This is a genomic window from Candidatus Avelusimicrobium aviculae, assembly GCF_949292495.1.
Lineage (GTDB): Bacteria > Elusimicrobiota > Elusimicrobia > Elusimicrobiales > Elusimicrobiaceae > Avelusimicrobium > Avelusimicrobium aviculae.
In genome coordinates this window covers 1-22,434 of record NZ_CASEZB010000011.1, presented here as the reverse complement: position 1 = coordinate 22,434, position 22,434 = coordinate 1, and the positions used below count along the sequence as shown (strand labels likewise).

20 protein-coding genes, 2 tRNA genes and 1 other RNA gene are annotated in these 22,434 nt (G+C 48.5%); 12 read left to right on the top strand and 11 right to left on the bottom strand.

The window, feature by feature from the left end:
- Window positions 1–44: 44 nt before the first annotated feature.
- From ACQY33_RS02470 to guaA, 4 genes are all read left to right on the top strand, one after another.
- Window positions 45–2,300, top strand: a complete 2,256-nt coding sequence (locus tag ACQY33_RS02470; RefSeq protein ID WP_428073588.1) for a ribonucleoside-diphosphate reductase subunit alpha — start codon at window positions 45–47, stop codon at window positions 2,298–2,300.
- A gap of 25 nt (window positions 2,301–2,325) precedes the next feature.
- Window positions 2,326–3,360 (top strand): ribonucleotide-diphosphate reductase subunit beta, encoded by a 1,035-nt coding sequence (locus ACQY33_RS02465; RefSeq protein WP_428073696.1) that lies wholly within the window; start codon window positions 2,326–2,328, stop codon window positions 3,358–3,360.
- A 98-nt stretch (window positions 3,361–3,458) separates the two neighbouring features.
- A complete protein-coding gene (gene guaB, locus ACQY33_RS02460; protein WP_428073586.1) occupies window positions 3,459–4,922 on the top strand; it encodes an IMP dehydrogenase in 1,464 nt (487 codons plus the stop codon).
- Window positions 4,922–6,454, top strand: coding sequence for a glutamine-hydrolyzing GMP synthase (gene guaA, locus ACQY33_RS02455; RefSeq protein WP_428073584.1), 1,533 nt, complete (start codon window positions 4,922–4,924; stop codon window positions 6,452–6,454). The genes guaB and guaA overlap by 1 nt, the downstream gene beginning before the upstream one ends.
- A 274-nt stretch (window positions 6,455–6,728) precedes the next feature.
- Here the strand turns inward: guaA and ACQY33_RS02450 are convergent, their stop codons facing one another.
- On the bottom strand, window positions 6,729–6,989 hold the full coding sequence (locus tag ACQY33_RS02450; protein WP_428073582.1) for a hypothetical protein: 261 nt from the start codon (window positions 6,987–6,989) through the stop codon (window positions 6,729–6,731).
- Between the two features lie 177 nt (window positions 6,990–7,166).
- Here ACQY33_RS02450 and ACQY33_RS02445 point away from each other — a divergent pair, with 177 nt between their 5' ends.
- The gene (locus ACQY33_RS02445; RefSeq protein WP_428073580.1) at window positions 7,167–7,655 is read left to right on the top strand and encodes a deoxycytidylate deaminase; all 489 of its coding nucleotides are present in this window, start codon (window positions 7,167–7,169) and stop codon (window positions 7,653–7,655) included.
- A 162-nt stretch (window positions 7,656–7,817) separates the two neighbouring features.
- Here the strand turns inward: ACQY33_RS02445 and ACQY33_RS02440 are convergent.
- The 3 genes from ACQY33_RS02440 to ACQY33_RS02430 form a co-directional block, all read right to left on the bottom strand.
- A tRNA-Asp gene (locus ACQY33_RS02440) sits at window positions 7,818–7,895 on the bottom strand.
- 90 nt (window positions 7,896–7,985) lie between these two features.
- Entirely contained in the window at window positions 7,986–8,885 is a 900-nt protein-coding gene (gene murB, locus ACQY33_RS02435; RefSeq protein ID WP_428073578.1) for a UDP-N-acetylmuramate dehydrogenase, read from the bottom strand.
- Between the two features lie 8 nt (window positions 8,886–8,893).
- Window positions 8,894–9,583 carry a hypothetical protein gene (locus ACQY33_RS02430; protein ID WP_428073577.1) on the bottom strand — a complete coding sequence of 230 codons (690 nt, stop codon included), beginning with the start codon at window positions 9,581–9,583 and terminating at the stop codon, window positions 8,894–8,896.
- 105 nt (window positions 9,584–9,688) lie between these two features.
- On the opposite strand from ACQY33_RS02430, the gene ACQY33_RS02425 reads away from it, so the two are divergent.
- Window positions 9,689–11,230 (top strand): phosphoglucomutase, alpha-D-glucose phosphate-specific, encoded by a 1,542-nt coding sequence (locus ACQY33_RS02425; RefSeq protein WP_428073575.1) that lies wholly within the window; start codon window positions 9,689–9,691, stop codon window positions 11,228–11,230.
- A 159-nt stretch (window positions 11,231–11,389) separates the two neighbouring features.
- On the opposite strand, the gene ACQY33_RS02420 is transcribed toward ACQY33_RS02425, so the two are convergent.
- Both ACQY33_RS02420 and murI read right to left on the bottom strand, forming a co-directional pair.
- Entirely contained in the window at window positions 11,390–12,085 is a 696-nt protein-coding gene (locus ACQY33_RS02420) for a polyphenol oxidase family protein (protein WP_428073573.1), read from the bottom strand.
- Window positions 12,082–12,879: a glutamate racemase gene (gene murI, locus ACQY33_RS02415; protein WP_428073571.1), complete on the bottom strand. Its 798-nt coding sequence runs from the start codon at window positions 12,877–12,879 to the stop codon at window positions 12,082–12,084. Before murI ends, ACQY33_RS02420 begins: the two co-directional genes overlap by 4 nt.
- A gap of 93 nt (window positions 12,880–12,972) precedes the next feature.
- On the opposite strand from murI, the gene ACQY33_RS02410 reads away from it, so the two are divergent.
- Complete coding sequence (locus tag ACQY33_RS02410; protein ID WP_428073569.1) at window positions 12,973–14,457, top strand: protein kinase domain-containing protein; 1,485 nt, start codon at window positions 12,973–12,975, stop codon at window positions 14,455–14,457.
- Between the two features lie 64 nt (window positions 14,458–14,521).
- Here the strand turns inward: ACQY33_RS02410 and ACQY33_RS02405 are convergent, their stop codons facing one another.
- Window positions 14,522–15,268 carry a nucleoside phosphorylase gene (locus tag ACQY33_RS02405; protein ID WP_428073567.1) on the bottom strand — a complete coding sequence of 249 codons (747 nt, stop codon included), beginning with the start codon at window positions 15,266–15,268 and terminating at the stop codon, window positions 14,522–14,524.
- Between the two features lie 67 nt (window positions 15,269–15,335).
- Between ACQY33_RS02405 and ACQY33_RS02400 the strand changes: the two genes are divergently transcribed.
- Window positions 15,336–16,679, top strand: a complete 1,344-nt coding sequence (locus ACQY33_RS02400) for an alanine/glycine:cation symporter family protein (RefSeq protein WP_428073566.1) — start codon at window positions 15,336–15,338, stop codon at window positions 16,677–16,679.
- Window positions 16,680–16,759: 80 nt separating this feature from the next.
- Window positions 16,760–17,674 carry a magnesium transporter CorA family protein gene (locus ACQY33_RS02395; RefSeq protein WP_428073564.1) on the top strand — a complete coding sequence of 305 codons (915 nt, stop codon included), beginning with the start codon at window positions 16,760–16,762 and terminating at the stop codon, window positions 17,672–17,674.
- A gap of 219 nt (window positions 17,675–17,893) precedes the next feature.
- Here ACQY33_RS02395 and pssA read toward each other — a convergent pair whose 3' ends face one another.
- The 4 genes from pssA to ACQY33_RS02375 form a co-directional block, all read right to left on the bottom strand.
- On the bottom strand, window positions 17,894–18,703 hold the full coding sequence (gene pssA, locus ACQY33_RS02390) for a CDP-diacylglycerol--serine O-phosphatidyltransferase (RefSeq protein ID WP_428073562.1): 810 nt from the start codon (window positions 18,701–18,703) through the stop codon (window positions 17,894–17,896).
- 16 nt (window positions 18,704–18,719) lie between these two features.
- Window positions 18,720–19,385 carry a phosphatidylserine decarboxylase gene (locus ACQY33_RS02385; protein WP_428073560.1) on the bottom strand — a complete coding sequence of 222 codons (666 nt, stop codon included), beginning with the start codon at window positions 19,383–19,385 and terminating at the stop codon, window positions 18,720–18,722.
- 32 nt (window positions 19,386–19,417) lie between these two features.
- Window positions 19,418–19,500: transfer RNA gene (locus ACQY33_RS02380), tRNA-Leu, on the bottom strand.
- A gap of 54 nt (window positions 19,501–19,554) precedes the next feature.
- Complete coding sequence (locus ACQY33_RS02375; RefSeq protein WP_428073558.1) at window positions 19,555–19,968, bottom strand: NYN domain-containing protein; 414 nt, start codon at window positions 19,966–19,968, stop codon at window positions 19,555–19,557.
- A 98-nt stretch (window positions 19,969–20,066) separates the two neighbouring features.
- On the opposite strand from ACQY33_RS02375, the gene ssrA reads away from it, so the two are divergent.
- The 3 genes from ssrA (at window position 20,067) to ACQY33_RS02360 (ending at window position 22,255) form a co-directional block, all read left to right on the top strand.
- Window positions 20,067–20,413: a transfer-messenger RNA gene (ssrA, locus tag ACQY33_RS02370) on the top strand.
- A gap of 46 nt (window positions 20,414–20,459) precedes the next feature.
- A complete protein-coding gene (locus tag ACQY33_RS02365; RefSeq protein WP_428073556.1) occupies window positions 20,460–21,869 on the top strand; it encodes a phosphoglucomutase/phosphomannomutase family protein in 1,410 nt (469 codons plus the stop codon).
- A 14-nt stretch (window positions 21,870–21,883) separates the two neighbouring features.
- Window positions 21,884–22,255 carry a response regulator gene (locus tag ACQY33_RS02360; protein WP_428073554.1) on the top strand — a complete coding sequence of 124 codons (372 nt, stop codon included), beginning with the start codon at window positions 21,884–21,886 and terminating at the stop codon, window positions 22,253–22,255.
- Window positions 22,256–22,434: the final 179 nt, after the last annotated feature.

Sequence of the window (22,434 nt, the reverse complement as noted above, 5' to 3'; positions counted from 1 at the left end):
TTATTTAGCTATAATAAAAGTCTATCTTCTTATTAGGAAAAATTATGAATAACGATTTCTTCTCTCTTTTTTCCGCCCCGCTTACCGGCGGGCGGATAGAACAAATTTTGTCCGCCGCCACGGAAGGCTTGCACGTGCAGCCCGCCCAGCTGCAGGAGAAAATATTTCCGTTTATCAATGCCTCGGCCACGGACGCGCAAATCATGCAGCATTTAATGCTTTCGGCTTTGCAAATGACGTCTTTGCAGGAGCCGGATTGGAAAAACGTGGCCGGCCGTTTAAAAATGTTGGATTTATACCGCCTCTGCCGCGCCCGCGGGTATATTTATAATTATCCCCGCACGCTGGCCGAAAATACTGCCTGCGGCGTGTATACCTCCCAAGTAACGGACAAATACAGCGCGCAGGAAATCGCCCAAGCGGCCTCTTTTATCAACCCGGCTTTTGATATGGTGTATGATTACGCCGGAGCCAATTTGCTTATTAAGCGTTATCTGTGTGAATATAACGATAAAATAGTGGAATTGCCGCAGGATATGTTTTTAACCATTGCCTTATTAACCCATCAGAACGAGCCGCCCGAAGAACGCATGGCGTTGGTAAAAGATACATACGAGAAATTGGCGGACCGTAAAATTTCGCTGGGCACTCCGCTTCTGATGAATTTGCGCCGCCCCAACGGCAATTTAAGTTCCTGCTTTATTGCCCAAATGGACGACAGCCGGGACTCTATTTTTTATGTCATAGACCAAATTTCCGCCATTTCCAAATTTGGCGGCGGGGTGGGGGTAAACCTTTCCCGCGTGCGCTGCAAAGGGGCGCGCATTAAAGGCATTAAAAACGCTTCGGGCGGGGTAATCCCCTGGATACGCATTATTAATGATACGGCGGTAGCCGTGAACCAGCAGGGCAAACGCAAAGGGGCGGTTACCGTATCGCTGGACGTGTGGCATATGGATATAGAGGCTTTTTTGGAACTGCGCACCGAAAACGGAGACCAGCGCATGAAAGCGTATGATATTTTCCCCCAGGTGGTCATACCGGATTTGTTCATGCAGAAAGTGCGCGCCAATGAAGAGTGGCTGTTGGTGGACCCCCATGAAATCCGCACTGTGTACTGGACGGAAATGAGCGGGCTGTGGGGCCCCGCGTTTAACGAATTTTACGCCCGGCTGGAGGCGGACGCTCGGTCCGGCAAGCTGGAAATGTGTAAATTTGTGTCCGCCAAGGAACTTTTTAAAAAGATGATGAAATCCCAGGTGGAAACGGGCATGCCGTACCTGGCTTTTAAAGACACGCTCAACCGGTTCAACCCCAACAAACACGATGGGCTGATCGTGGGCACCAATTTGTGTACGGAGTCCCACAGCAACGTGCGCCCCACGCAGTTTGGCGCGCGAAAGCTGGAGGGGGACAAAATTGTGCGCGAGGAACACGGCGGACTCATCCACGTATGCAATTTGGTGTCCGTCAATTTGGCCAATATTGAAAGTGATGAAGAGCTGGAAAGCGTGTGCCGCACGTCCGTGCGGCTGTTGGATAACGCCATAGACTTTACCGAAGTGCCCGTACTGGAAGGCGTATTACATAACCGCCGCTACCGCACCATTGGGGTGGGGGCAATGGGCCTGGCGGACTGGCTGGCCAAGCGTAACATCGCTTATACCAAATCCGCCCCGGCGGCGGACGCGTTGTTTGAAAAATTTGCCGTTTACTGTATACAGGCCAGTATTGATATTGCCAAGACCAAGGGTGCTTATGGCGCTTATGAGGGCTCTGACTGGAGCCGCGGCGTTATTTTGGGGCACAGCCAAGATTGGTTTGAGCAGAACGCTTCCCTCAAAGAACGCTGGCGGCTGATTTTTGACGAGTTAAAACAATACGGGGTGCGCAATTCCCAAATAACGGCCATTGCGCCTAACACCAGCTCTTCTTTAATACAGGGCTGTACGGCCAGCGTGCTGCCGGTATACAGCAAATTTTTTGTGGAAACGCACGGCAAAGGCAGCATACCCAATTGCCCGCCGTTCATCGCACAGAAATTTTGGTACTATCAGGAAAACCGCAATATTGACCAGCGCGTAGTGGTGGATATTATGGCTCATATCAATAAATGGATAGATACCGGGATGTCCGTTGAGTTAATTTATAATTTAAACCGGGATATCCGCGCCAAGGACATTTACCAAACCATTATGGACGCCTGGCAAAAAGGCTTAAAAACGTTATACTACACCCGCAGTATTCAAAAAGACGGCACCAGCGCCAAGAAGGAAGAATGCGTCAGTTGTGCCGGATAAGAGGACTTTTACCATGACCCAACACATGAAACAAAAACCCATTTTTAACGTACACGGAAATGATGACGTTTCCGCGCGCCAAATCATCGGCGGGAACGTTACCAATTTATTTAACTTAAATAACGTTAAATACACGTGGGCCAATAAACTGTACCGCGTGATGATGGAAAACTTTTGGATACCGGAAAAAGTTTCCCTGTTTGACGATAAACGCAGCTATACGGAACTAACCCCGGCCGAACAAAAAGCCTATGACGGCATTTTGTCTTTTTTGGTGTTTTTGGACAGCATACAAACCAACAACCTGCCCAATATCAGTGAATACATCACCGCGCCGGAACTAAACCTCATTTTAGCCATTCAAACCTATCAGGAGGCGGTGCATTCCCAAAGCTACGCCTATATTATTGAGAGCATTATCCCGGAGGAAAAACGCAACGCCGTGTATGAAAAATGGCGGGAGGACCCCGTCCTGCTGGAGCGCAACCAATACATTGCCGAAATTTACCAGCGCTTTTTGGACGACAAAACCCCGCATAACTTTGCCCGTGTGTTAATAGCCAACTTCTTGCTGGAAGGCATTTATTTTTACAACGGGTTCAACTTTTTTTACAATTTGGCTTCACGCAGTTTAATGATGGGAACGGCGGACGAGATAAAGTACATTAACCGGGACGAATTGGTCCACTGTGTCATTTTTTCCAACATGATTAAAGAAATTTGGCGCACCCGCCCGGATTTTTTTAACGAGAAGGAAGTCTATGCTATGTTTGCCGAGGCGGCCGAACGGGAAATAGCCTGGAGCAACCACATTATTGGGGACGGCGTACTGGGCATCACCCGCCAAAGCACGGAGGCCTACACCAAGTTTATCACCAACCAGCGTTTGCAGGAAATAGGCCTGGAGCCCTTGTTTAAAGGCTTTGACAAAAACCCCTACCCGCATTTGGAAAAAATTGCCGATACCGCCGGCGAAGGCAGCGTAAAAGGCAACTTTTTTGAGGTGAATATTTCCGCCTATAACCAAAGCTCCGCCGTGGAGGGGTGGGACGAGATTTAACGCGTACATATTTTCTTTTTGGGCCGGGTTTTTGGCCCCGGCCCTTTTTGCGCCCCGGCTTGAAAACCGCTATAATAAAAAGAAAGGTTAACTGATACATGGACGAAAAATTTTCCAAAGAAGGTCTTACTTTTGACGACGTACTCCTCGTTCCTCAACACTCCGCCGTGCTTCCCAAAGACGTAAAAGTGAATACGCGGCTTACCCAAAAAATTAAGCTCAATATCCCGCTCATGAGCGCCGGTATGGACACCGTAACCGAGGCCCGCATGGCTGTTGCCATCGCGCGTGAGGGGGGGATAGGTATTATCCATAAAAACATGTCCTCCCAAAAACAGGCGGATATGGTGGACAGCGTAAAAAGAAGCGATAACGGCGTTATCACCAACCCCTTTTCCCTGCGGGCGGAAGACACGCTGCAGGACGCTTGGAACTTAACCGCCAAATACCACATTTCCGGCGTGCCTATAGTGGACAAAAACAACCGCCTGGTGGGCATTATCACCAACCGGGATATGCGCTTTGAAAAAGACCCCGCCCGCCCCATCAGCGAAATTATGACCAAAGAAAACCTGGTAACGGCCAAGGTGGGCACTTCGCTGAAAGAAGCGCAGTCCATTTTGCAAAAACACCGCATAGAAAAATTGCCGCTGGTGGATGATGAATCCCACTTAAAAGGGCTCATTACCATTAAAGATATAGAAAAAAGCATAGAATATCCTCTTTCCGCCCGGGACGAGAGAGGCCGCCTGCTGGTGGGCGCCGCCGTGGGCATTACCAAAGATATGCTTCCCCGCGCGGAGGCCTTGCTCCATGCCGAGGCGGACGTGCTGGTGGTGGATACGGCGCACGGCCACAGCCAAGGAGTATTACAGGCGGTCCGCCAGTTAAAAGAGGCTTTTCCTTCCTGCCAAATTATTGCGGGCAATGTTTGCACCCCGCAGGCGGTGGAAGCCCTTATCCAGGCTGGGGCGGATTGTATTAAAGTGGGCATCGGGCCGGGGGCTATTTGCACCACGCGCGTGATAGCCGGTATTGGCATGCCGCAGTTAACCGCCGTGTATGACTGCGCCAAAGCGGCCGCCAAGTACAATATCCCCATTATTGCGGACGGCGGCATTAAATTTTCCGGCGATATCGCCAAAGCCTTGGCCGCCGGGGCCAGCGTGTGCATGCTGGGGTCTTTGTTTGCCGGCACGACCGAATCCCCCGGGGAAAACATCATTTACAACGGCCGCGCGTTTAAAACATACCGCGGCATGGGTTCCAGCGCCGCTATGAAAGCCGGCAGCAGTGACCGCTACTTCCAAGACAACAGCAAAAAATTAGTGCCCGAAGGCGTAGAAGGGCGCGTGCCTTTTCGCGGCCCGCTGGCGGACGTGGTTTACCAGTTAATCGGCGGTTTGCGCGCGGCCATGGGTTATTGCGGCGCCAAAGACTTGCAAACTTTTGCCCAAAACAGCCAGTTTGTACGCATTACCCACGCGGGCTTAATAGAAAGCCACCCGCATGATATTTTAATTACCAAAGAAGAAACCAACTATTCCAAGGGGAACTTGTAATGCCCAATGAACTGATTTTAGTGGCCGATTTCGGCGGCCAGTATAACCAGCTTATCGCCCGCCGCGTGCGGGAGGACCACGTATATTGCGAGGTGCTCCCCTTTACGCAAATTGTGCGGGCGGCCAAAGAAAGAAACCCTAAGGGAATCATTTTTACGGGAGGCCCCGCCAGCGTGTATGAAGAGGGGGCTCCCAGCATATCTAAAGAAATTTTTGAGCTGGGCATACCCGTACTGGGCATTTGTTACGGGGCGCAGCTTGCCGCGCATTTGCTGGGCGGAAAAGTAAAAAGCCCGGATTTTAAAGAATACGGCAAAGTGCAGATTAAGCTGGACATCTCCAGCCCGCTGTTTGCCGGGCTGGAAGCGCAAAACACCTGCTGGATGAGCCACCGGGACTATATAGAAAAAGTGCCGGACGGCTTTCGGGTTACGGCGGTAACGGATTTGTGCCCCGTAGCCGCGATGGAAGACGCTTCCCGCCGTTTGTATGCCGTTCAGTTTCACCCGGAGGTGCTGCATACCCCGTTTGGCAGTGCCCTATTGCACCGCTTTTTATACCAGGTGTGCGGCGTGCAAGGGGACTGGAGCATGGGTAACTTTGCCAAAGAAGAAATCGCCCGCATTAAAGAGCTGGTGGGGGATAAAAAAGTATTGTGTGCACTTTCGGGTGGGGTGGATTCTTCCGTTGCCGCCATGCTGGTGCATCAGGCGGTGGGTAACCAGTTAACCTGCGTATTTGTGGACCACGGCCTTTTGCGCAAAGACGAGGGCGACGAAGTGGAACGCGTTTTTAAAGGCCGCTTTGGCTTAAACTTAATACGCGTAAACGCGCAGGAACGCTTTTTAAACGCTTTGCGCGGCGTAACGGAGCCGGAAGAAAAACGCAAAATCATCGGCCGGGAATTTATTGCCGTGTTTGATGAAGAAGCCCAAAAATTGGGGCATATGGACTTTTTGCTCCAGGGCACCATTTACCCGGACGTAATAGAAAGCGGCGCGGGTAACGCCAGCGTGATTAAAAGCCACCACAACGTGGGCGGCCTTCCCAAAGATTTAAAATTTAAACTTTTGGAGCCTTTGCGCTCTTTGTTTAAAGACGAAGTGCGCGCCTTGGGGGAAGAACTGGGTCTGGAACACAACCTGGTTTGGCGGCAGCCTTTCCCGGGGCCGGGGCTTGCGGTTAGATGTTTGGGTGAAATCACGCCGGAAAAACTGCATATCATCCGCGAGGCGGACGCTATCCTTCGTCAGGAAATTGCCCGTGCCGGGCTGGAAAGCGCCATCTGGCAGTATTTTGCTTTTCTTCCCAATATTAAAAGCGTGGGCGTGATGGGGGATGAACGCACATACTTCCACACCGTGGGTTTGCGCGCCGTAACCTCTACCGACGCCATGACTTGCGACTGGGCGCGCATTCCTTATGACGTGCTGGAGCGCATTTCCTCACGCATTGTGAGCGAGGTGGACGGCGTAAACCGCGTCATTTACGATGTTACATCCAAACCGCCCGCCACCATTGAGTGGGAATAAAAATTGCAATGAATGTATGTAAAAACCAAGCTAAAAATCAGCTTGGTTTTTTGTAACATTCATTTAAATAGTGGAGTAATGTTTTTAATATTTTTATCAGAAAGCCAATTCCCATAAACAGTTAAAATATAACCATTTTGATGGGCATTGTATTTGCCGTATTTACCTATCATTTGATGTGGAATACAATAGGCCTCTTTCACGTTGAATTTCCCGTCAAAAATCACTATGATTAAAAAATCAAATTGTTTTTTTGTGTAATTTCTTATAACGTTTAATTGTCTGCTATTGGGGGTTGTTTTTCCTCTTTCCCAACGGCTTTTGATTTGATATCTCTTTTTGTTTTTATCCAAGGCATCAAATCCTTTTTTGAGTTATGCTCTAGTGTCAGATCTAATTTTTTAGAGGTTAGCCATTCGGCATAGTCTCCTACTGGGCTATTATAGGTGCGGGTAACTTCTAATTGTTTTAGTTCTTCTAATATTTGAGTATATTTATGCATTAATTTCAAAACGTCTTTTTCTGCTATCATCATGAGCACCTCAATGCATTTTGTCAAAAGTGTATGAATAATATGAAAGCATAATTACAAACTTCTACGCAAAATTTATTGCCTGGTTTCTTATTTTCAAATATAATATGGGGTATTATGCGCAGGATAACATCTGCGCGGTAAAAAATCTGTGTAGCCGGCGTATCAAGGAGGTGGCTTATGGTTCGGCGCGATAAAATAAATTATTACTTGGATTTGGCGGACGTAGTTTCCCAGCGCGGTACCTGCCTGCGCCGCCGCTATGGCGCGGTAATTGTAAAGAATGACGAAGTCATTTCCACCGGCTATGTGGGAGCCCCGCGCGGGCGCAAAAACTGCAGTGATTTGGGCTTTTGTATCCGCCAAAAATTAAATATCCCCCGCGGGGAACGTTACGAGCTGTGCCGCAGCGTACATGCCGAGGCAAACGCCATCATCAGCGCCCCGCGTGATAAAATGCTGGGCGCCAGCATGTATTTGGCCGGACGGGAAGTATCCACCGGGGAGTATATTTGCAAATCCAACAGCTGCTCCATGTGTAAACGCATGATTATTAACGCCGGGATAGAAAAAGTATACGTGCGTGACACGGCCGACGAATATCGGGTCATTAACGTGCAGGACTGGATAGAGAATGACGAGTCTTTAGAAGGCCAGCGCGGATACTAAGCCGAACTGCGTCATCAATTTATGTTAAAACGGGCCGCTTTTGGGCCCGTTTTTGTTTTGCCTGCAACGCATTGGTTTTTGCTGCATATTTTAGCTTGTCAGGTATAATAAAAGGTAAAAACGCAATAAAAAACCCGCCGTAAGGCGGGTATTGTTTGTAAATGGCGGAGCCGACGAGATTCGAACTCGCGGTCTCTGCCTTGACAGGGCAGCGTGTTAACCAGGCTACACCACGGCTCCATTTACTGCTTTCTTAGTACACATATATTTTAGCTTAATTGCGGGGTATGCGTCAAACAAAATTTTTTAGCGGAAATTTTACCTAAAAAATCAGTTAAATTCACCCCACAAAATTTGCTCCAACTCCAGCTCCACCCCGTGTTTTTCTTTTACTTTCTGCCGCACCTGCGTCATTAACGTTTTAATGTCTTCCGGCGTGGCATGGTTAAAGTTTACAATAAACCCGGCGTGTTTTTCCGACACTTTGGCCCCGCCTACGCTAAGGCCTCTTAGCCCCGTGTCATCAATTAAGCGGGAGGCGTAATCCCCTTCCGGGCGTTTAAAAACACTGCCGGCGGAAGGATATTCCAGCGGTTGTTTTTCCGTGCGTTTGTGCAACACGGAATTGCGCGTTTGCACCAAGGTTTTAAAGTCCGCCTTGTGCAGAGTAAAAGAGGCGGAAAGAATAATGAATTTTTCTATTCCTTCCACATGGCGGTAGGAGTAGGTTAATTCCTCTTTTAGCAAAGTGGCGGGGCGCCCTTCGCGGTCTATGACATCAAAATAGTCCAAGCAGTCAAAAGTTTCCTGCCCAAAAGCCCCGGCGTTCATATAAACGGCCCCGCCAATGCTGCCCGGAATACCGGAAAGTTTTTCCATGCCGGCCAGCCCCGCGTTGGCGGACAGCTCGCACGCTTTATCTAGGGGGGCGCCCGCTTCGGCGCGCAGGGTGTCCCCCTCGCACAGCACATTGTTCATGAGCTCGGTGGAACACACAATTCCTTTAATGCCGCGGCTGCCTACCAAAATGTTAGAACCAAAGCCCAACACACGCAGTGGCACTTTTGCCGTTTGGGCCAGTTTTAGGACAAAGCTCCAATCTTCATGGGTTTTGGGCAGAACAAAAGCTTCCGCATGGCCGCCGGTGCGGTATGTGGTGTGGGCGGCCATGGGTTCGTCAAATAAACAACGTTCTGCAAAGAAGTTTTTTAGTTCTGCTTTATAATCCATGCACATAATTAAAAGTTCAGCCCGATACCGGCTTGGAAGCCTTCGTTATTGGCGGTTTTGGTATAAGCGCCAAAGATGTATCCAAACGGGAAAGGCGTTAAGCTGGCCCCTAAGGTATAGCGTACGGAATCATCGGAGGAAGAGAGATGGAAAGGCAAATCTTTGGTTTCCATATCGCTGTAATCGTAACCGATGCCCGCATACGGGGTCAGGAACAAAAAGCTGAAAGAAGCGGTGGCGGAAGCGGAGTAGTGGTCCACATCGTACCAGTCGGTAGAGCCTTTGTCATAAAAAGCCAGGGTGGAAATATCAAATACTTCCAGCAGTTTAAAAGAATATTTTAAACCGCCGCCCAAGGATTTAAAACCGTTCATATTAGTCCCGCGCACCATGACGCCTACATCCAACACCGGGATTTTGGTTTCCGCGGTGATAAAACCGGTATACAGGTAATCATTGTCAGAAATATCGTTAGTAGGTTTAATGGCGTTGGCGGTTACCCCAATATCAAACCCCGGGAAAGTGGCTCCTTTGCCGGTGTGAAAGTCTGCCACGCCAATCATGGTGGAAATGTCTTTATTGTAGGCGGACAGGCTGGACGAGGCGGTTACATGGTTTCTAAAATCATCGCCAATGTCGCTTGCGGCGGCCGGAAAAGCAAAAGCCAATACGGCCAGTACGGCGGAAATTCTTTTCATACACAAACTCCTGTTGATAAAATAAACGACATATAATATCATAGAAAAAGAGAGCCCGGTATGCAACCGGGCCATATATTTGAAATATTTCAGGGGAGGCTTTTTATGGTTAGTGAACTTGCTGGAACGCTTACAAAAGAAAAAATAGATATTGCGTCTTTAAAAGAGGCTTTCTTACATCCCAAGGGGGAGCCCGCCCCGGTTAAATTTGGCACTTCGGGCCACCGCGGAGCGCTGGGAACCGGCTTTTGCGCCTTGCACGCCAAGGCCATTGCCCAGGCGGTTGCCCGTTTGCACAAAGAGCGCAATATTGCCGGCCCTATTTTAGTGGGGGGGGACACGCGCGTGGTTTCCCAAGACACGGCTGCTTTGTGCGCGCAGGTATTGGCCGGGAACGGTCTGCCCGTTATTTTACCGGATATGGCGGTTCCTACCCCGGTTTTTTCTTATGAAATTTTAAGCGGCCGCGCCTGCGCCTCTTTAAACGGTACTGCCAGCCATAACCCTCCGCAGGATATGGGGCTTAAATATAATCCGTCAAACGGCGGCCCGGCGGACGCGGAATTGACCGCCTGCATTGAAAAATACGCCAATGAATGCTTAAAAGACCCGTCCCAAATTAAAGAAATTAGCCTGGACGAAGCCCGCCAACAGGGCCTGGTGCGCGGGGCGGACGTATTAAACCCTTATGTAACCGCCTTGGGAAAAATTATTGATTTCAAAGCCATTAAAAAAGCCGGTTTAAAAGCCGCCATACATCCGTTGGGTGGTGCCAGCTTAAAATTTTATGAGGCCATTAAAGAACGCTACGGTCTGGATAATTTGGAAATTGTAGACAAAACCATAGACCCCTCTTTTAGCTTTATTCCGCTGGACCATGACGGAAAAATCCGCATGGATCCGTCTTCCCAATATCCCATGTCCCCATTAATTAAATTAGTGGAAAGCGGCAAATATGATTTTGCCGGCGCCAGCGACCCGGATGCCGACCGTTTTGGCTGCGCCACTAAAAAAGGCGGCTTAATATCCCCTAACCACGCTTTGTGCGTCATGGCGGATTACCTGCTTAAAAACCGCCGCGAAGGCAACACTATCGGCCGCACCTTAGGCACCACGGCGCTGTTGGACCGCATTGCTTTAGCCAACCAAGCCAAACTGGAAGAAGTAAACGTGGGTTTTAAATATTTTGTGCGCGGTTTGGTACGCCGCAAATATGTACTGGCGGGGGAGGAAAGCGCCGGTATGTCATTGAGCGGTTGGACGACGGAAAAAGACGGTATTTTGGCGGTGTGTCTGCTGCTTGAGATTATGTCTAAACAAGGGGACATCGCGGATCAGTATAAGGAGCTTACCCGCTTGTACGGCACCCCTTGCTACACCCGTATAGACGTGCCGACCGATGACGTTGCCAAGCAAAAAATTAAAGCTTTAAAGAAAGAAGACTTTTCCAATCTGTATACCGTGGCCGGGGAACGCGTAACCGGCGTGCGTGATACGGACGGGATTAAGGTATATTTGCAAAGCTCCTGGTTCTTGGTGCGTCCTTCCGGTACGGAAAATATCCTTAAGTTTTATGCGGAGTCTTTCTTGGGTGAAAAACACTTGGCCCGCATTATAGAGGAAGGGCAAAAAATCATAAACGCTTAGTTTGCTCTATTGTTAGGTTAAAACCGGCGGCATATTAAATGCCGCCGGTATTTATTTAGCTTACAGGAAAATATGGATTTGTTTTAGCTAATGCAAAGAGGAAACGGCCTCCCAAAAAGGGAGGCCGTTCTCGTTTTAAGCATTTATAAATAAGAGTGTTTACGGTTTGTAGATAAAGGATATTTGCACGTCGCGCAAATGGTCCCGGCGGTAGGAAAAAAATTGTTCTTTATTGCCGCAGGTGCACCAATCGGGCGCGTATACGTCTTTCGGGTCCAGCCCGGCTTGGGAAAGCTGACGGATAATTTCTTTGGTTAAATCCACAAACAATTTGCCGTTTTGGCGGATAACGCACTGCGGGTCAAACTGGCAGGCGGTGTCTTGCTGTACTTCAAAACAGCATTTTTGTATATGCGGGCCTAAATAGGCGTATAGTTTGCCTTTGGCCCCCAGGTCTTTCATTTTCCGGGCCGCTTTCTGGGGCAGCAACTGGGCTACCCCGCGCCAGCCGGCATGTACAATGGCATTTAAGCCGGCTTTTTCGTCCCATAAAAAAACGGGCACGCAGTCAGCCGTTAATACGCTGGCGCCCCAGCCCGCGGGGCGGATAATCCAGCCGTCCGCCTGGGTGAGAGAGGGTTGGTTTTGTTGCTTTTGGGCGGAGGCGTTGTCTAATATGGTTACTAGGGTATCCCCATGCACCTGGTGCAAACGCAAAATTTTATCCGCGGGGATATTTAATTGGTTAAAAAGTTTTTCTTGGTTTGTCTTTTCGCGCATGTTGCCGGCCTGGCGCGAAACCGTGCCGTGGATAATGCCTAAGGAAAGAAGACGGGGATCGGAATATATTTTCATGCGTTTAATTTTTTAAGGCGTACGGTTTTTAGCCGGGTTCCCAAAATGTGTTTAGCCAGGTGTTTAAAGCGTTCCGGCGCGTCGCTGGCGTAAATGGTTAAAGAACCTCTGCCTTGGGCTTGTTCATCGTGGCTGATTAAGTAGTTTTTTACTTCCTGTGCCAAGGTTTGGGCGGAATCCACCAGTTGTACTTGCTTGCCCAATACATTGGCTATAACCGGTTTTAGCACCGGGTAATGCGTACAGCCCAAAATAACCGTGTCCGCCTGGGTTTTAGCCAGCGGTTTTAAATATTGCGCGGCTATTAAGCGGGTTACCGGGTTTTTGGACCAGCCTTCCTCCACCAGCGGCACAAATAACGGACAGGGCACCTGGGTTACTTTAGCATGGGGAGCCAGTTTTAAAATTTGCTGGCGGTAGGCACCGCTTTTTACGGTGGCTTCCGTACCTAAAACGGCGATTCTTCCGCCGCGGCTTGAGCGTACGGCTTTTTGCGCCCCGGGTTCTATGACCCCCAACACCGGCACGCGGCACGTTTTGCGCAGGCGCGTCAAAGCCAAGGCGGAAGCAGTGTTGCAGGCCACAATAATCAGTTTAACGCCTTTTTGCTCCAAAAACTGTGCAATATCCCGCGAAAAACGGGTTACCGTTTCACGTGATTTAGAGCCATAAGGTACGTTGGCCGTATCGCCAAAATAAATTAGTCTTTCCGCCGGGAGGGTTTTTTGCAGAGCTTTTAAAATGGTCAGGCCGCCCAGGCCGGAGTCAAAAATTCCTATCGGAGCGTTGTTCATATCTTATATTATTATATGATTTCCGGCGCAAAGGGAAAAGACGGGGCATTAAAAATTTGGTTTTGTGCCCGTAGTTTGTGCTAAAATATGAATATGTTTCGTAAATCGCTAATCAGTCTGTTGTTAATGCTTGCGCTCTTGCCGGCCGTGTTTGCCCAACAGGGCAAATCTTCCGCGTTGGTAGTGGGCGGGAATTTTTCGGAACAAACCAATTTTTCTTCCAAAGCGCCGGTTTTTGACCGCAACGCCCGTGACGCGGAAGTAGCCATTTTAAACGGGATGTTGAAAAACAGGAAGTATTCTGAAGTCATCCGCCGCATTAATGATCTTATCTCCAAGAATTATTTAGATAAACGTTTTTATTTACTTTTAGCCATTGCTTATGACGGATTAGGAAAAACCGATGATGTTATTTACTCCGCCGGGGAAGCCATTGCCGTTGCCCCACAGGATCCGCGGGCGTATATTTTACGCGCGGGAGCTTATTTGCAGCGGGGCAGCTATGAACGCTGCCGGATAGATATTGATAAGGCGTTGGCTTTAAATCCCAACTCTAAATTGGCGGCTAAGATAAAAAAAGAATTAGATGAGAAAACATTCGTTCAAGCTACGGCCGCCAAAGAAACTCCCGTGGTGCATAAAAAGGCCCCCGCTTGGGTAACTTGGTATTTTGTAGTTATTGTTTTTGCGATGCTTGTGTTTGTGTATTTGCGCTATGAAGACGTTTTCCGCCGTCCCAAAAACGCCTATTCCCGCCGGGAAGCGGATATTAAGGAACAATACGATTTCTTGCGTCAAATTGGCGAAGGCGGTATGGGTAAAGTATACGAAGCCTATGATAAAGTGCTGAAACGCAAGGTGGCTATTAAACGCGTGCGCCCGGAGCTGGTGCGCAGTGCGTATATCCGGGAGCAGTTCTTGTCCGAAGCCCGCATGGTGGCCCTGTTGCGCCACCCGTGCATTGTGGAAATTTATACAGTGATAGAATCTGAAAGCAGCCTGTATTTGGTGTTTGAGTATGTGGACGGGCAAACATTGGAAACCCGCTTAGATATTGACGGGCGGATTGCTTTTTCCAAGGCTAAAAAGATTTTTGAGTCCGTTTGCCGGGGGCTGCAGTATGCGCACTCGCAAGACATTATCCATTGTGATTTAAAACCCGGCAACATCATGATTTTGGAAGACGACAACGCCAAGGTGATGGATTTTGGCGTAGCCAAAAAAATGGTGGATAATGATACCGGCGCCCGCACGGTGGCCGGCACGCCCGCCTATATGGCGCCGGAACAGCAAAAAGGTTTTATGCGTAAACAGTCTGACGTGTATTCTTTGGCTTTGTGTTTGTATGAGGCGTTGGTCGGCCAAGTGCCGTGGACGGTAAAAGGGTTTGATATTGCCAATAAAAAGATTTTTCCTGCTTCCCGCTTGGCTCCGGGCATTCCTCCGGCGGTGGACGCTTTGATAGAAGACTCTTTAAAAGAAGACCCGAAAGAGCGTCTGCAGTCTGTGGATGAGTTTTGGAGCCGCCTCAGCGCCATTAACCCGCTGCCGGAAGACCCTGAGAAAACGCATTATTAATCTTTTCTCTTTTTAAAAATAAAAAACCCCAGGCAAAACGCCCGGGGTTTTATTGTTTATTGGGTTATTTTAAAGCTTTTCCTGCCGCTATAAACAGTTGTTCCAAATTGCGGAAAATCGCTTTTTCCCCAAAGTGGGGTTCCCATTTTAAGCGGGCCAGCACGTCGCTGATTACCACCGCGGCGGCCCCTTGGGCTTTGCGTTTGGCGCATATGGCGTAAAAGGCGGCAATTTCCATTTCCACGCTAAGCACGTTTTTTTGTTGGTAGTGGCGTACTTCCTGCGGCGTTTCGCGAAAGATGGCGTCCGTCGTCCAATTTAACCCCAAGTGGTAATTATGCCCCAGTGCGCTTAGCTGTTTGGCTAAGGCGTTAAGCAGGGTTTTGTTGGACTGGGTGATTTCTTTGGCTGTATAGCAGGGGGAGGTGCCGTCATCACACAAAGCCTGTTGGCAAAGCATCATATCTCCCGGTTCCAGTTCTTCCTGCAAAGAGCCCGCTAAACCGATAAATACGAATTTTTTTACCCCCAATGCAATTAAAACTTCCAACGCCATAGCCATGCCCGGCGCGCCGGAACCGAAATTGGTTACATAGCACAGGTTGGGTTTTTGCAGGACGTAGATGTCCGCCTCGCAATTGTATTTTTTGTATTGGGAATGGTTTTCCACGTATTTTGTGAGGGAGGATATCGGGCACAAAACGGCCGTTTCGGGCAGTTTTATGTCACAGCGGATATGTTTCACATAGGCCGCGGGAGAGGAAATCTCTTTTAAGGCTGCTTTCTTTTTTTTAGGAAATAGTAGTGTCATATATAGTAAAATTTTAAAGTTGCTGCTTTGCCGCAACACTATTACTATAACAAAAAAGAAGGAGCATATGGAACAAACCTTTACAACCGGGCTGTTACAGACTGTAACCGCGTTTAACGCGTTCTTGTGGGGCGCGCCCATGCTGATACTGATTGTGGGTATCAGTGTGTATTATACTTGGAAATTAAAACTCATTCAGCGCCATTTGTTCCATGCTATCCGCTTGTGTACCATAAAAGACCGTTCCGCCGGGGTAATCAGCAATTTTGGTTCGCTCGTTATCGCGTTGGCGGCCATGGTGGGCACCGGCAATATTGTAGGCGTGGCGGCGGCTGTTTCCACCGGCGGGCCGGGCGCTTTGTTTTGGATGATGCTTTCCGCTTTTTTAGGCATGGCTACCAAATATGCCGAGGCCGTTTTAGCCGTTCAATACAGGCAGAAAGCTCCTTCCGGGGAGTATGTAGGCGGGCCCATGTATGTGCTTAAAAACGCGCTGAATATGAAAAAGACCGCCGCCGTTTTTGCTTTGGCCACTGCTTTAATGGGTTTTGCCGACGCGTTAATACAAACCAATTCTTTGGTGGATATTTACGGTTCCGTATACGGGGTGGGGGCTTTTACTTCTGCCTCTGTATTAATTGTGTTAACGGGGGCTATTATTTTGGGCGGGGTGAAAAAAATAGCCGCTGTTTGCAAGGGGCTGGTGCCTTTTATGGCGATTGTGTACATTGTTTTATGTGTGGCGGTGCTGGCTGTGCACTGGCAAAAGATACCCTGGGCGTTTTATACCATTTTTACCAGCGCTTTCAGCGGCAGCGCCCTGCTGGGCGGCGCGGTGGGGATTACCGTGCGGGAGGCTATTCGTTACGGGGTGTCCCGCGGGGTATTGTCTAACGAGGCCGGCAGCGGAAGCGGCGCCATAGCCGCCGCCGCGGCTCAAACGCCTAACCCGGTGCGCCAGGGGTTGGTGTCCGCTTCTACTGTTTTTTGGGACACCTTGGTCATTTGTCTGCTTTCCGGATTAGCGGTGATAGTAGCCGGGAACTGGCAGGAAGGAACCCACTTCGGGGCGGATTTGGCTTCCGTATCGTTTGGGTCTATTCCCTTTGGCAAAGAGCTGCTGTTGGTTTCTTTAACCTTATTTGCCTTCAGTACGTTGGTGGGGTGGAGCTATTATACGGAAAAAGCCGTCCAGTTTTGTATCAAGGGCCGGGTGGAATATCCGGTGCGCGTTTTATGGCTGTGCGTCATGGCGCTGGGCGGGTTTTTAAGCCCCAAACTGGTGTGGGAACTGGCGGATACCGCCATTGCCATTATGTGCGTGCCCAATATCTTGGCGCTGTGGCTGCTTCGCAAACAGGTGGTGCAGATAACGGCCCAGTATTTGCCGGATGAGCTGAAAGCCAAATAACGCATTTTTGTTTTTTGGCTTTACAAGTTTGCAAAATAGGTGTTATCATATAGGTAGTTGTTTATCCGGGAGAATTCCCCATGCTTAAAAAATACAACCTTGTTGCCCGCAAATTGGTGGAAGTGGACGAGGCCGCCCCGCAGGTTTGGGTGTATACCAACCCAACGCTGGACGAGCAGCGTTTTTTGGTGGAAAAGTTCCAAATAGACGAGCATACCCTCGCCAGCGCCTTGGACCCGGACGAACAACCCCGCCTGGAATTTGAACCCGAACATATCGTCATGATTTATAAGCGCCCTAAAAATTATTCCGGCAAAGACCAGCTGGAATTTAAGGTGGCGTCTGTCGGTATGTTTTTGTTTGAGGACAAACTGGTGGTGGTGCTGGCGGAAGATATCCCGCTGTTTGTGGGCAAGCGTTTCCAAAGCGTAGGAAGCATTAAGGAAGTATTTTTAAAACTGGTGTACAATTCCATTTCGCACTATGTGGAACATTTGCGCATTATCCATATGATTTCGGAAGAGATTGAAGATAAAATGACCGAAGCCATGGATAACACCTATCTGCTTAATTTGTTTAGTTTGGTAAAAAGCTTGGTTTATTACGCCGAAGCGATAACCTCCAACGGTTTTGTGTTTGAAAAAACCCGCAACCTCTCCGCCCGCATAGGTTTTGATGAAAAAGACCAGGAGATGCTGGATGACATCATCATTGAAAACATGCAGTGCAAAACCCAGGCGGATATATATTCCAACATTTTGGCGCAGCTGCTGGACGCGCGGGCCTCGGTGGTAAACAACAATTTGAACCTGCTGATTAAAAAATTAAACGTGATTACTATTTGGATGATGGTCCCCACCTTTGTGGTAAGCGCTTACGGCATGAACGTGGCGCTGCCGCTGTCTGACCATCCGGACGCGTTTTGGATGTTAATGGGAGTGTGTTTAATTTTGGTTTGGCTGGTCATGATGTTTTGGAAACACAAAAATTGGTAACACGTTAAAAAATAAAACGCCCCCTGTTTATACAGGGGGCGTTTTTTGTTTCACAATAACAGTTCCTATTATTCATTTCCCGGCTGCCACACAATTCCTGAAAATCACCGCTTTCTTGCCAGTAGCAGCCAGCGGTTTTCGGTTTAAGGGCGGGTGTTTGAAAAAATTACAATAAAAAACCCGGTGTTATAACAACACCGGGTTTTGGTTTGAAATCTTTTATTTTTCCGTTTTTATCCCGCGGAAGGCCCGGTACAGCAGGGCCAACAGGCCAAATATAACGTAAGAAGAAAATACAATTAAAATGACATCCTGCGGGTAGCGGATTAATAATACCACTAAAAATACCAACAGCAGCAACGTCCATACGCTGAGGCGTTTTTCGCGTTTGGCTTTAAACGCGGCGTAAGGTACGTTGGATACCATCAGCAAAGACAAAATCAACATGGCAAACCATACAAAATTATATAAATGCGGCAAATAGTGGGTTACCAAACGCAGGTTATGCCCGCCCATATTGCCTTCCATAATACTGTAAGAAATGGCAAAAGAAGCCAGTAACGCCGCCGGCGCGGGCACCGGCAAGCCGGAGAAATACTTTTTGGAGCTTTCTCCCGCGTGGGCCATGGTGTTAAAACGCGCTAAACGCAATACGCCAAAGCAGGCATATACACAGGCAATGGGCGCGCCCCACAAAGGTTGCTCATGCAGTACAAAAAAGTACATCAGCATGGCCGGGGCGGTGCAGAAAGACACGGCGTCCGCCAAAGAATCCATTTCCACCCCAAAGCTGCTTTCCGTCCCTAATAACCGGGCGATGCGTCCGTCAAACATATCAAAAACGGCGGCTACCAAAATAAGCCAACCCGCTTGCGCAAAATTGCCTTTCGCGGCCGCTAAAATAGAAAAAAATCCGCATGCCAAATTACCTAAGGTAAATAAAGAAGGGGCCGTGATTGCCCCCGTGTGTTTTAGGCGGTCTACCACATTATTTTCTTGTTTTTGTTCAGGCTGCATATCTTCTGCCATAGTTTAAACCTCGCGCTTATTTCCACAGGGCAAGCACGGTTAACCCGCCTTGTACTTTTTGCCCTTCTTTTACCATAACCCGCACGGAGTTTTTAGGTAAGTATACCGCCACTTGGGAGCCAAAGCGCACTAACCCCAAGTGTTCCCCTATTTTAATATCCTGCCCGGGTTTTACCCAGCACTCAATGCGGCGGGCAATGGCGCCGGTAATTTGTTCCACATGGGCGAATTTATCGCTGTTGGGGCGGAAAATTTGAATTAAATTGCGTTCGTTTTTAACGGCTTCCGGGTTATTGGCAAAAAGGAAAGTGCCTTTGTTGTAAAAGATATCACCCACTTTGCCGTTAATGGTGGAATATTGCACGTGCACGTCAAAAATAGAAAGGAAAATGCGAATGACTACGGAGTTCGGGTCCTCTTCCGTTTGAATGCTTAAAACGGTGCCGTCCGCCGGGGAGGCAATTTCATCTTCCGTAAAAGAAGCTTTTCGCTTGGGATCCCGAAAGAAAAACGCGCAAAAAACAGCCAGCAGCGCGCATAAGAAACCCAACGCGCGCAGATTAATCAAAGCAAAAATACAAGCTACTAACGCCAATACGGCAAAGAATTTGAGCCCCATTGGCAGTACGGTAAAAACCCAACCAAAACATTTGGCAAACGTTCTGTTAATGTCTTCCAACATGGCTCACCTCAAGGGAAGAGTAATAAAAAGAGTGGGCAGGGGGGGACTTGAACCCCCACGGCCTTGCGGCCAACAGATTTTAAGTCTGTCGCGTCTGCCATTCCGCCACCAGCCCTTAACTGTCTATTATTTTAACAAAAAAAGAAGGTCTTGTGCATTTTTTTATGGATTATTTATCAAAACGCTTAAAAGAACGGTAAAATTTTTGGCAAAACAAGGTTTTTATCCCTTCTTTTTTAAGGGCGTTTTGCAGTTCCCGGTCGTCCGTAACGGCAATAACGCGTTTGCCGCTCGCGTGTAAGAAACAGGCTTTTTCGTAAATAATTTGGTCTGCGGTGTTTTGTTCAGAAAATTCAATATGCACGCCGGCGCGGTACAGGGGGCCTACGGGACGGAAAGAACCGTCAAAAATGATGTTATACTCGTGCATGGCGTATTGCTCCAGGCTGGACATATCTTCCAGAAAATCAATAAAATCGGCGGTCACTTCCTCTTCCGTGCGGGAAAACTCGTATAAGAAACTTCTTACCATGTTTAAGCCGTCAATTAAATACAGGGTGGGTTTGGTGGTGGTATACATCATGCTGTGGTTGCCTTTCCAACGAAAAATTGTTATAAGAAAATGATACAATATAATACCGTTTTTTGCAGGTAAGGGTTCTCTGAAAATTTCCGTTTTACGGGGGTGTAATAGATTCGACGGGTATCTGTTATCGCCTGGGAGCAAGTGCCGGTTGGCCAGGCCGGCTAAAATAGGGCCAAAAAAATAACTAACAACAGCAATGTTGCTTGGGCTAACGCTTAGTCCCACCGTGCTCTTGGCGCTTTTCACACGCTAAGAGGCCACGGTCATCATGTGAAATGCCGCACGGGCGGCGCGTTTCGTCTTCCCGTGCGTAAGACAAACGGAACAAACCATATTCTTGCCGCTCTGCGCTTAGAGTGTGGTTCAACAAGCAGAGCTAAACTTGTAGCGCCTTGGCGGGGAAGATGTTCGGACGGGGGTGCGAATCCCCCCACCTCCATTTTTTTACTGTTGTGTGCGGAAATGACTATACCTTTTAAGGAGATTTTATGGCAACTGACATCAAGTTTGGTACGGACGGCTGGAGAGGAATCATCGCCTGGGATTTTACTTTTGCCAATGTGCGCCGCATGGCGCAGGCGCTTGCCGATTATATTAACGAAAACGCCCCCGCGGAAGAAGAAGGCAAAACCTCTAAAATTTTTGTAGGGTATGACCGGCGTTTTATGTCTGATATGTTTGCCGAGACTATCGCCTCCATCTTTCGTTCCAATAAAATAGACGTTATTTTGTCTGAGCGGCCCGTCAGCACCCCGGTAGCCAGCTGCCTGACGCTTTCTAAATTTTGGCTGGCGGTAATGGTTACGGCCAGCCACAACCCGGCCAACTACAACGGCATAAAGATTAAGCTGGCCGGAGGTTCCGCCCCGGTGCGCGTTACCAAAGAGGTGGAACAATTGCTGGACCAAAACACCATTTTGTCTTTATATGGGCAAAAAGCGGAACGCAAAGATTTAACGGACGTATACCTCAAATATATTTCTTCCCGCGTAAATATGAAAAAAATCAAAGCCATGAAAGGCAAGATTGTGATGGATTATATGTACGGCGCGGCTTCCGGATATATGGAAAAATTATTGCCTGAAACGAGGGTGATTTCCATGCGGGCCCAGCATGACCCCACTTTTAACGGTATCCAACCCGAACCCGTGGAAAAAAAACTGGCCGATTTAAAGAAAGAAGTCTTAGCCAAAAAGGCCATATTGGGCGTGGCTTTTGACGGGGACGGAGACCGCGTTGCTTTAGTGGACGAAAAGGGCACCTACCTTACCCCCTGTGTATTGGCGGCGGTGCTTTTGGATTATTTGATAAAGAATAAAAAATTGAAAGGGAAAGTGGTGGAGACTTTCTCTATGGGGTATTTATTAAAACGTATTGCCCGCAAGTATGATATGTTGTTTGAAGAAGTGGGCATTGGTTTTAAAAATGTGGCGGAGCGCATGTTTTTGGATGATGTCGCCTTTGGGGTGGAAGAATCCGGCGGCTATGCGTGGAAAGGCAGCGTGCCGGACCGGGACGGCCTTTTGGTGGCGCTTACGTTTTTGGAAATTATGGCGGTAACGGGCAAAAAAGCCAGCCAATTGTGCGAGGAAGTGGCCAAAGAATATGGTTCTTCCGTCTATTTGCGCAAGGATTTCCCTATTACCAAACCCATGGATAAAGCGGCCGTGGTGGAAAAAATGCGCAAAAAATTGCCCAAAAAAGTAAACGGCCATAAAATTGCCGAGCTGTACACGGCGGACGGTTTGAAAATCATTTTGGATAATGACGAATGGGTGTTAATCCGCCCTTCCGGTACGGAGCCTTTGTTGCGCGTATATGCGGAAACGGCTGTTAAGAAAGACACCCAGGCGTTGTTGGATTTTGGGGCCAAGATAGTAGGCCCGTATTTAAAGTAGAGGGTTGTATTTGTATGTTTAAAATAGCGTTGGTGGATGATTCCGTTATATTACGCTCCGCGATACGCAATGTATTGGAATCTTCCGGTTTTGAAGTGGTATTTGAGGCGGGCGGCTCTGCCGAGCTGTTTTCAAAGATAAACGGCAGCGGGGTGGGGCTTGTTCTGCTGGATATTTTCTTTCCTACGGAAAACGGTTTGGATATTTTGGCTAAACTGAAAAAACATTTGCCTGCCGTGAAAGTGTTAATGGTTACAGGTTTGCGGCAGGATACCATTGTGGCCGAAGCCCAGCGGTTGGGGGCGGACGGCATCTTATTTAAACCGTTTGACACGGATGAACTGCTTTCTTCCATTCACCGGTTGCTGCCGAAGCAGGGAAAGTGATTTTTACCGCATAAAAACCCCGGGGCCGTTTGAACCCCGGGGTTTTTGTATGTTGTGAAAACCCCCAGCTAGGCTGGGGGTTCGGTAAAGGTTTCACCGGTAAGGAAGATAAAAAAACTCCTTTTGTATAATAAATTGCCTGTGTCCGCAGGCAATTTAACAAAAGGAGGTCATTGCTA

Excerpts from the sequence above, each read along its gene's own strand:
- ACQY33_RS02470 (WP_428073588.1), top strand. The coding sequence starts at position 45 with ATGAATAACGATTTCTTCTCTCTTTTTTCCGCCCCGCTTACCGGCGGG.
- ACQY33_RS02465 (WP_428073696.1), top strand. The coding sequence starts at position 2,326 with ATGAAACAAAAACCCATTTTTAACGTACACGGAAATGATGACGTTTCC.
- guaB (WP_428073586.1), top strand. The coding sequence starts at position 3,459 with ATGGACGAAAAATTTTCCAAAGAAGGTCTTACTTTTGACGACGTACTC.
- guaA (WP_428073584.1), top strand. The coding sequence starts at position 4,922 with ATGCCCAATGAACTGATTTTAGTGGCCGATTTCGGCGGCCAGTATAAC.
- ACQY33_RS02450 (WP_428073582.1), bottom strand. The coding sequence starts at position 6,989 with ATGATGATAGCAGAAAAAGACGTTTTGAAATTAATGCATAAATATACT.
- ACQY33_RS02445 (WP_428073580.1), top strand. The coding sequence starts at position 7,167 with ATGGTTCGGCGCGATAAAATAAATTATTACTTGGATTTGGCGGACGTA.
- murB (WP_428073578.1), bottom strand. The coding sequence starts at position 8,885 with ATGGATTATAAAGCAGAACTAAAAAACTTCTTTGCAGAACGTTGTTTA.
- ACQY33_RS02430 (WP_428073577.1), bottom strand. The coding sequence starts at position 9,583 with ATGAAAAGAATTTCCGCCGTACTGGCCGTATTGGCTTTTGCTTTTCCG.
- ACQY33_RS02425 (WP_428073575.1), top strand. The coding sequence starts at position 9,689 with ATGGTTAGTGAACTTGCTGGAACGCTTACAAAAGAAAAAATAGATATT.
- ACQY33_RS02420 (WP_428073573.1), bottom strand. The coding sequence starts at position 12,085 with ATGAAAATATATTCCGATCCCCGTCTTCTTTCCTTAGGCATTATCCAC.
- murI (WP_428073571.1), bottom strand. The coding sequence starts at position 12,879 with ATGAACAACGCTCCGATAGGAATTTTTGACTCCGGCCTGGGCGGCCTG.
- ACQY33_RS02410 (WP_428073569.1), top strand. The coding sequence starts at position 12,973 with ATGTTTCGTAAATCGCTAATCAGTCTGTTGTTAATGCTTGCGCTCTTG.
- ACQY33_RS02405 (WP_428073567.1), bottom strand. The coding sequence starts at position 15,268 with ATGACACTACTATTTCCTAAAAAAAAGAAAGCAGCCTTAAAAGAGATT.
- ACQY33_RS02400 (WP_428073566.1), top strand. The coding sequence starts at position 15,336 with ATGGAACAAACCTTTACAACCGGGCTGTTACAGACTGTAACCGCGTTT.
- ACQY33_RS02395 (WP_428073564.1), top strand. The coding sequence starts at position 16,760 with ATGCTTAAAAAATACAACCTTGTTGCCCGCAAATTGGTGGAAGTGGAC.
- pssA (WP_428073562.1), bottom strand. The coding sequence starts at position 18,703 with ATGGCAGAAGATATGCAGCCTGAACAAAAACAAGAAAATAATGTGGTA.
- ACQY33_RS02385 (WP_428073560.1), bottom strand. The coding sequence starts at position 19,385 with ATGTTGGAAGACATTAACAGAACGTTTGCCAAATGTTTTGGTTGGGTT.
- ACQY33_RS02375 (WP_428073558.1), bottom strand. The coding sequence starts at position 19,968 with ATGATGTATACCACCACCAAACCCACCCTGTATTTAATTGACGGCTTA.
- ACQY33_RS02365 (WP_428073556.1), top strand. The coding sequence starts at position 20,460 with ATGGCAACTGACATCAAGTTTGGTACGGACGGCTGGAGAGGAATCATC.
- ACQY33_RS02360 (WP_428073554.1), top strand. The coding sequence starts at position 21,884 with ATGTTTAAAATAGCGTTGGTGGATGATTCCGTTATATTACGCTCCGCG.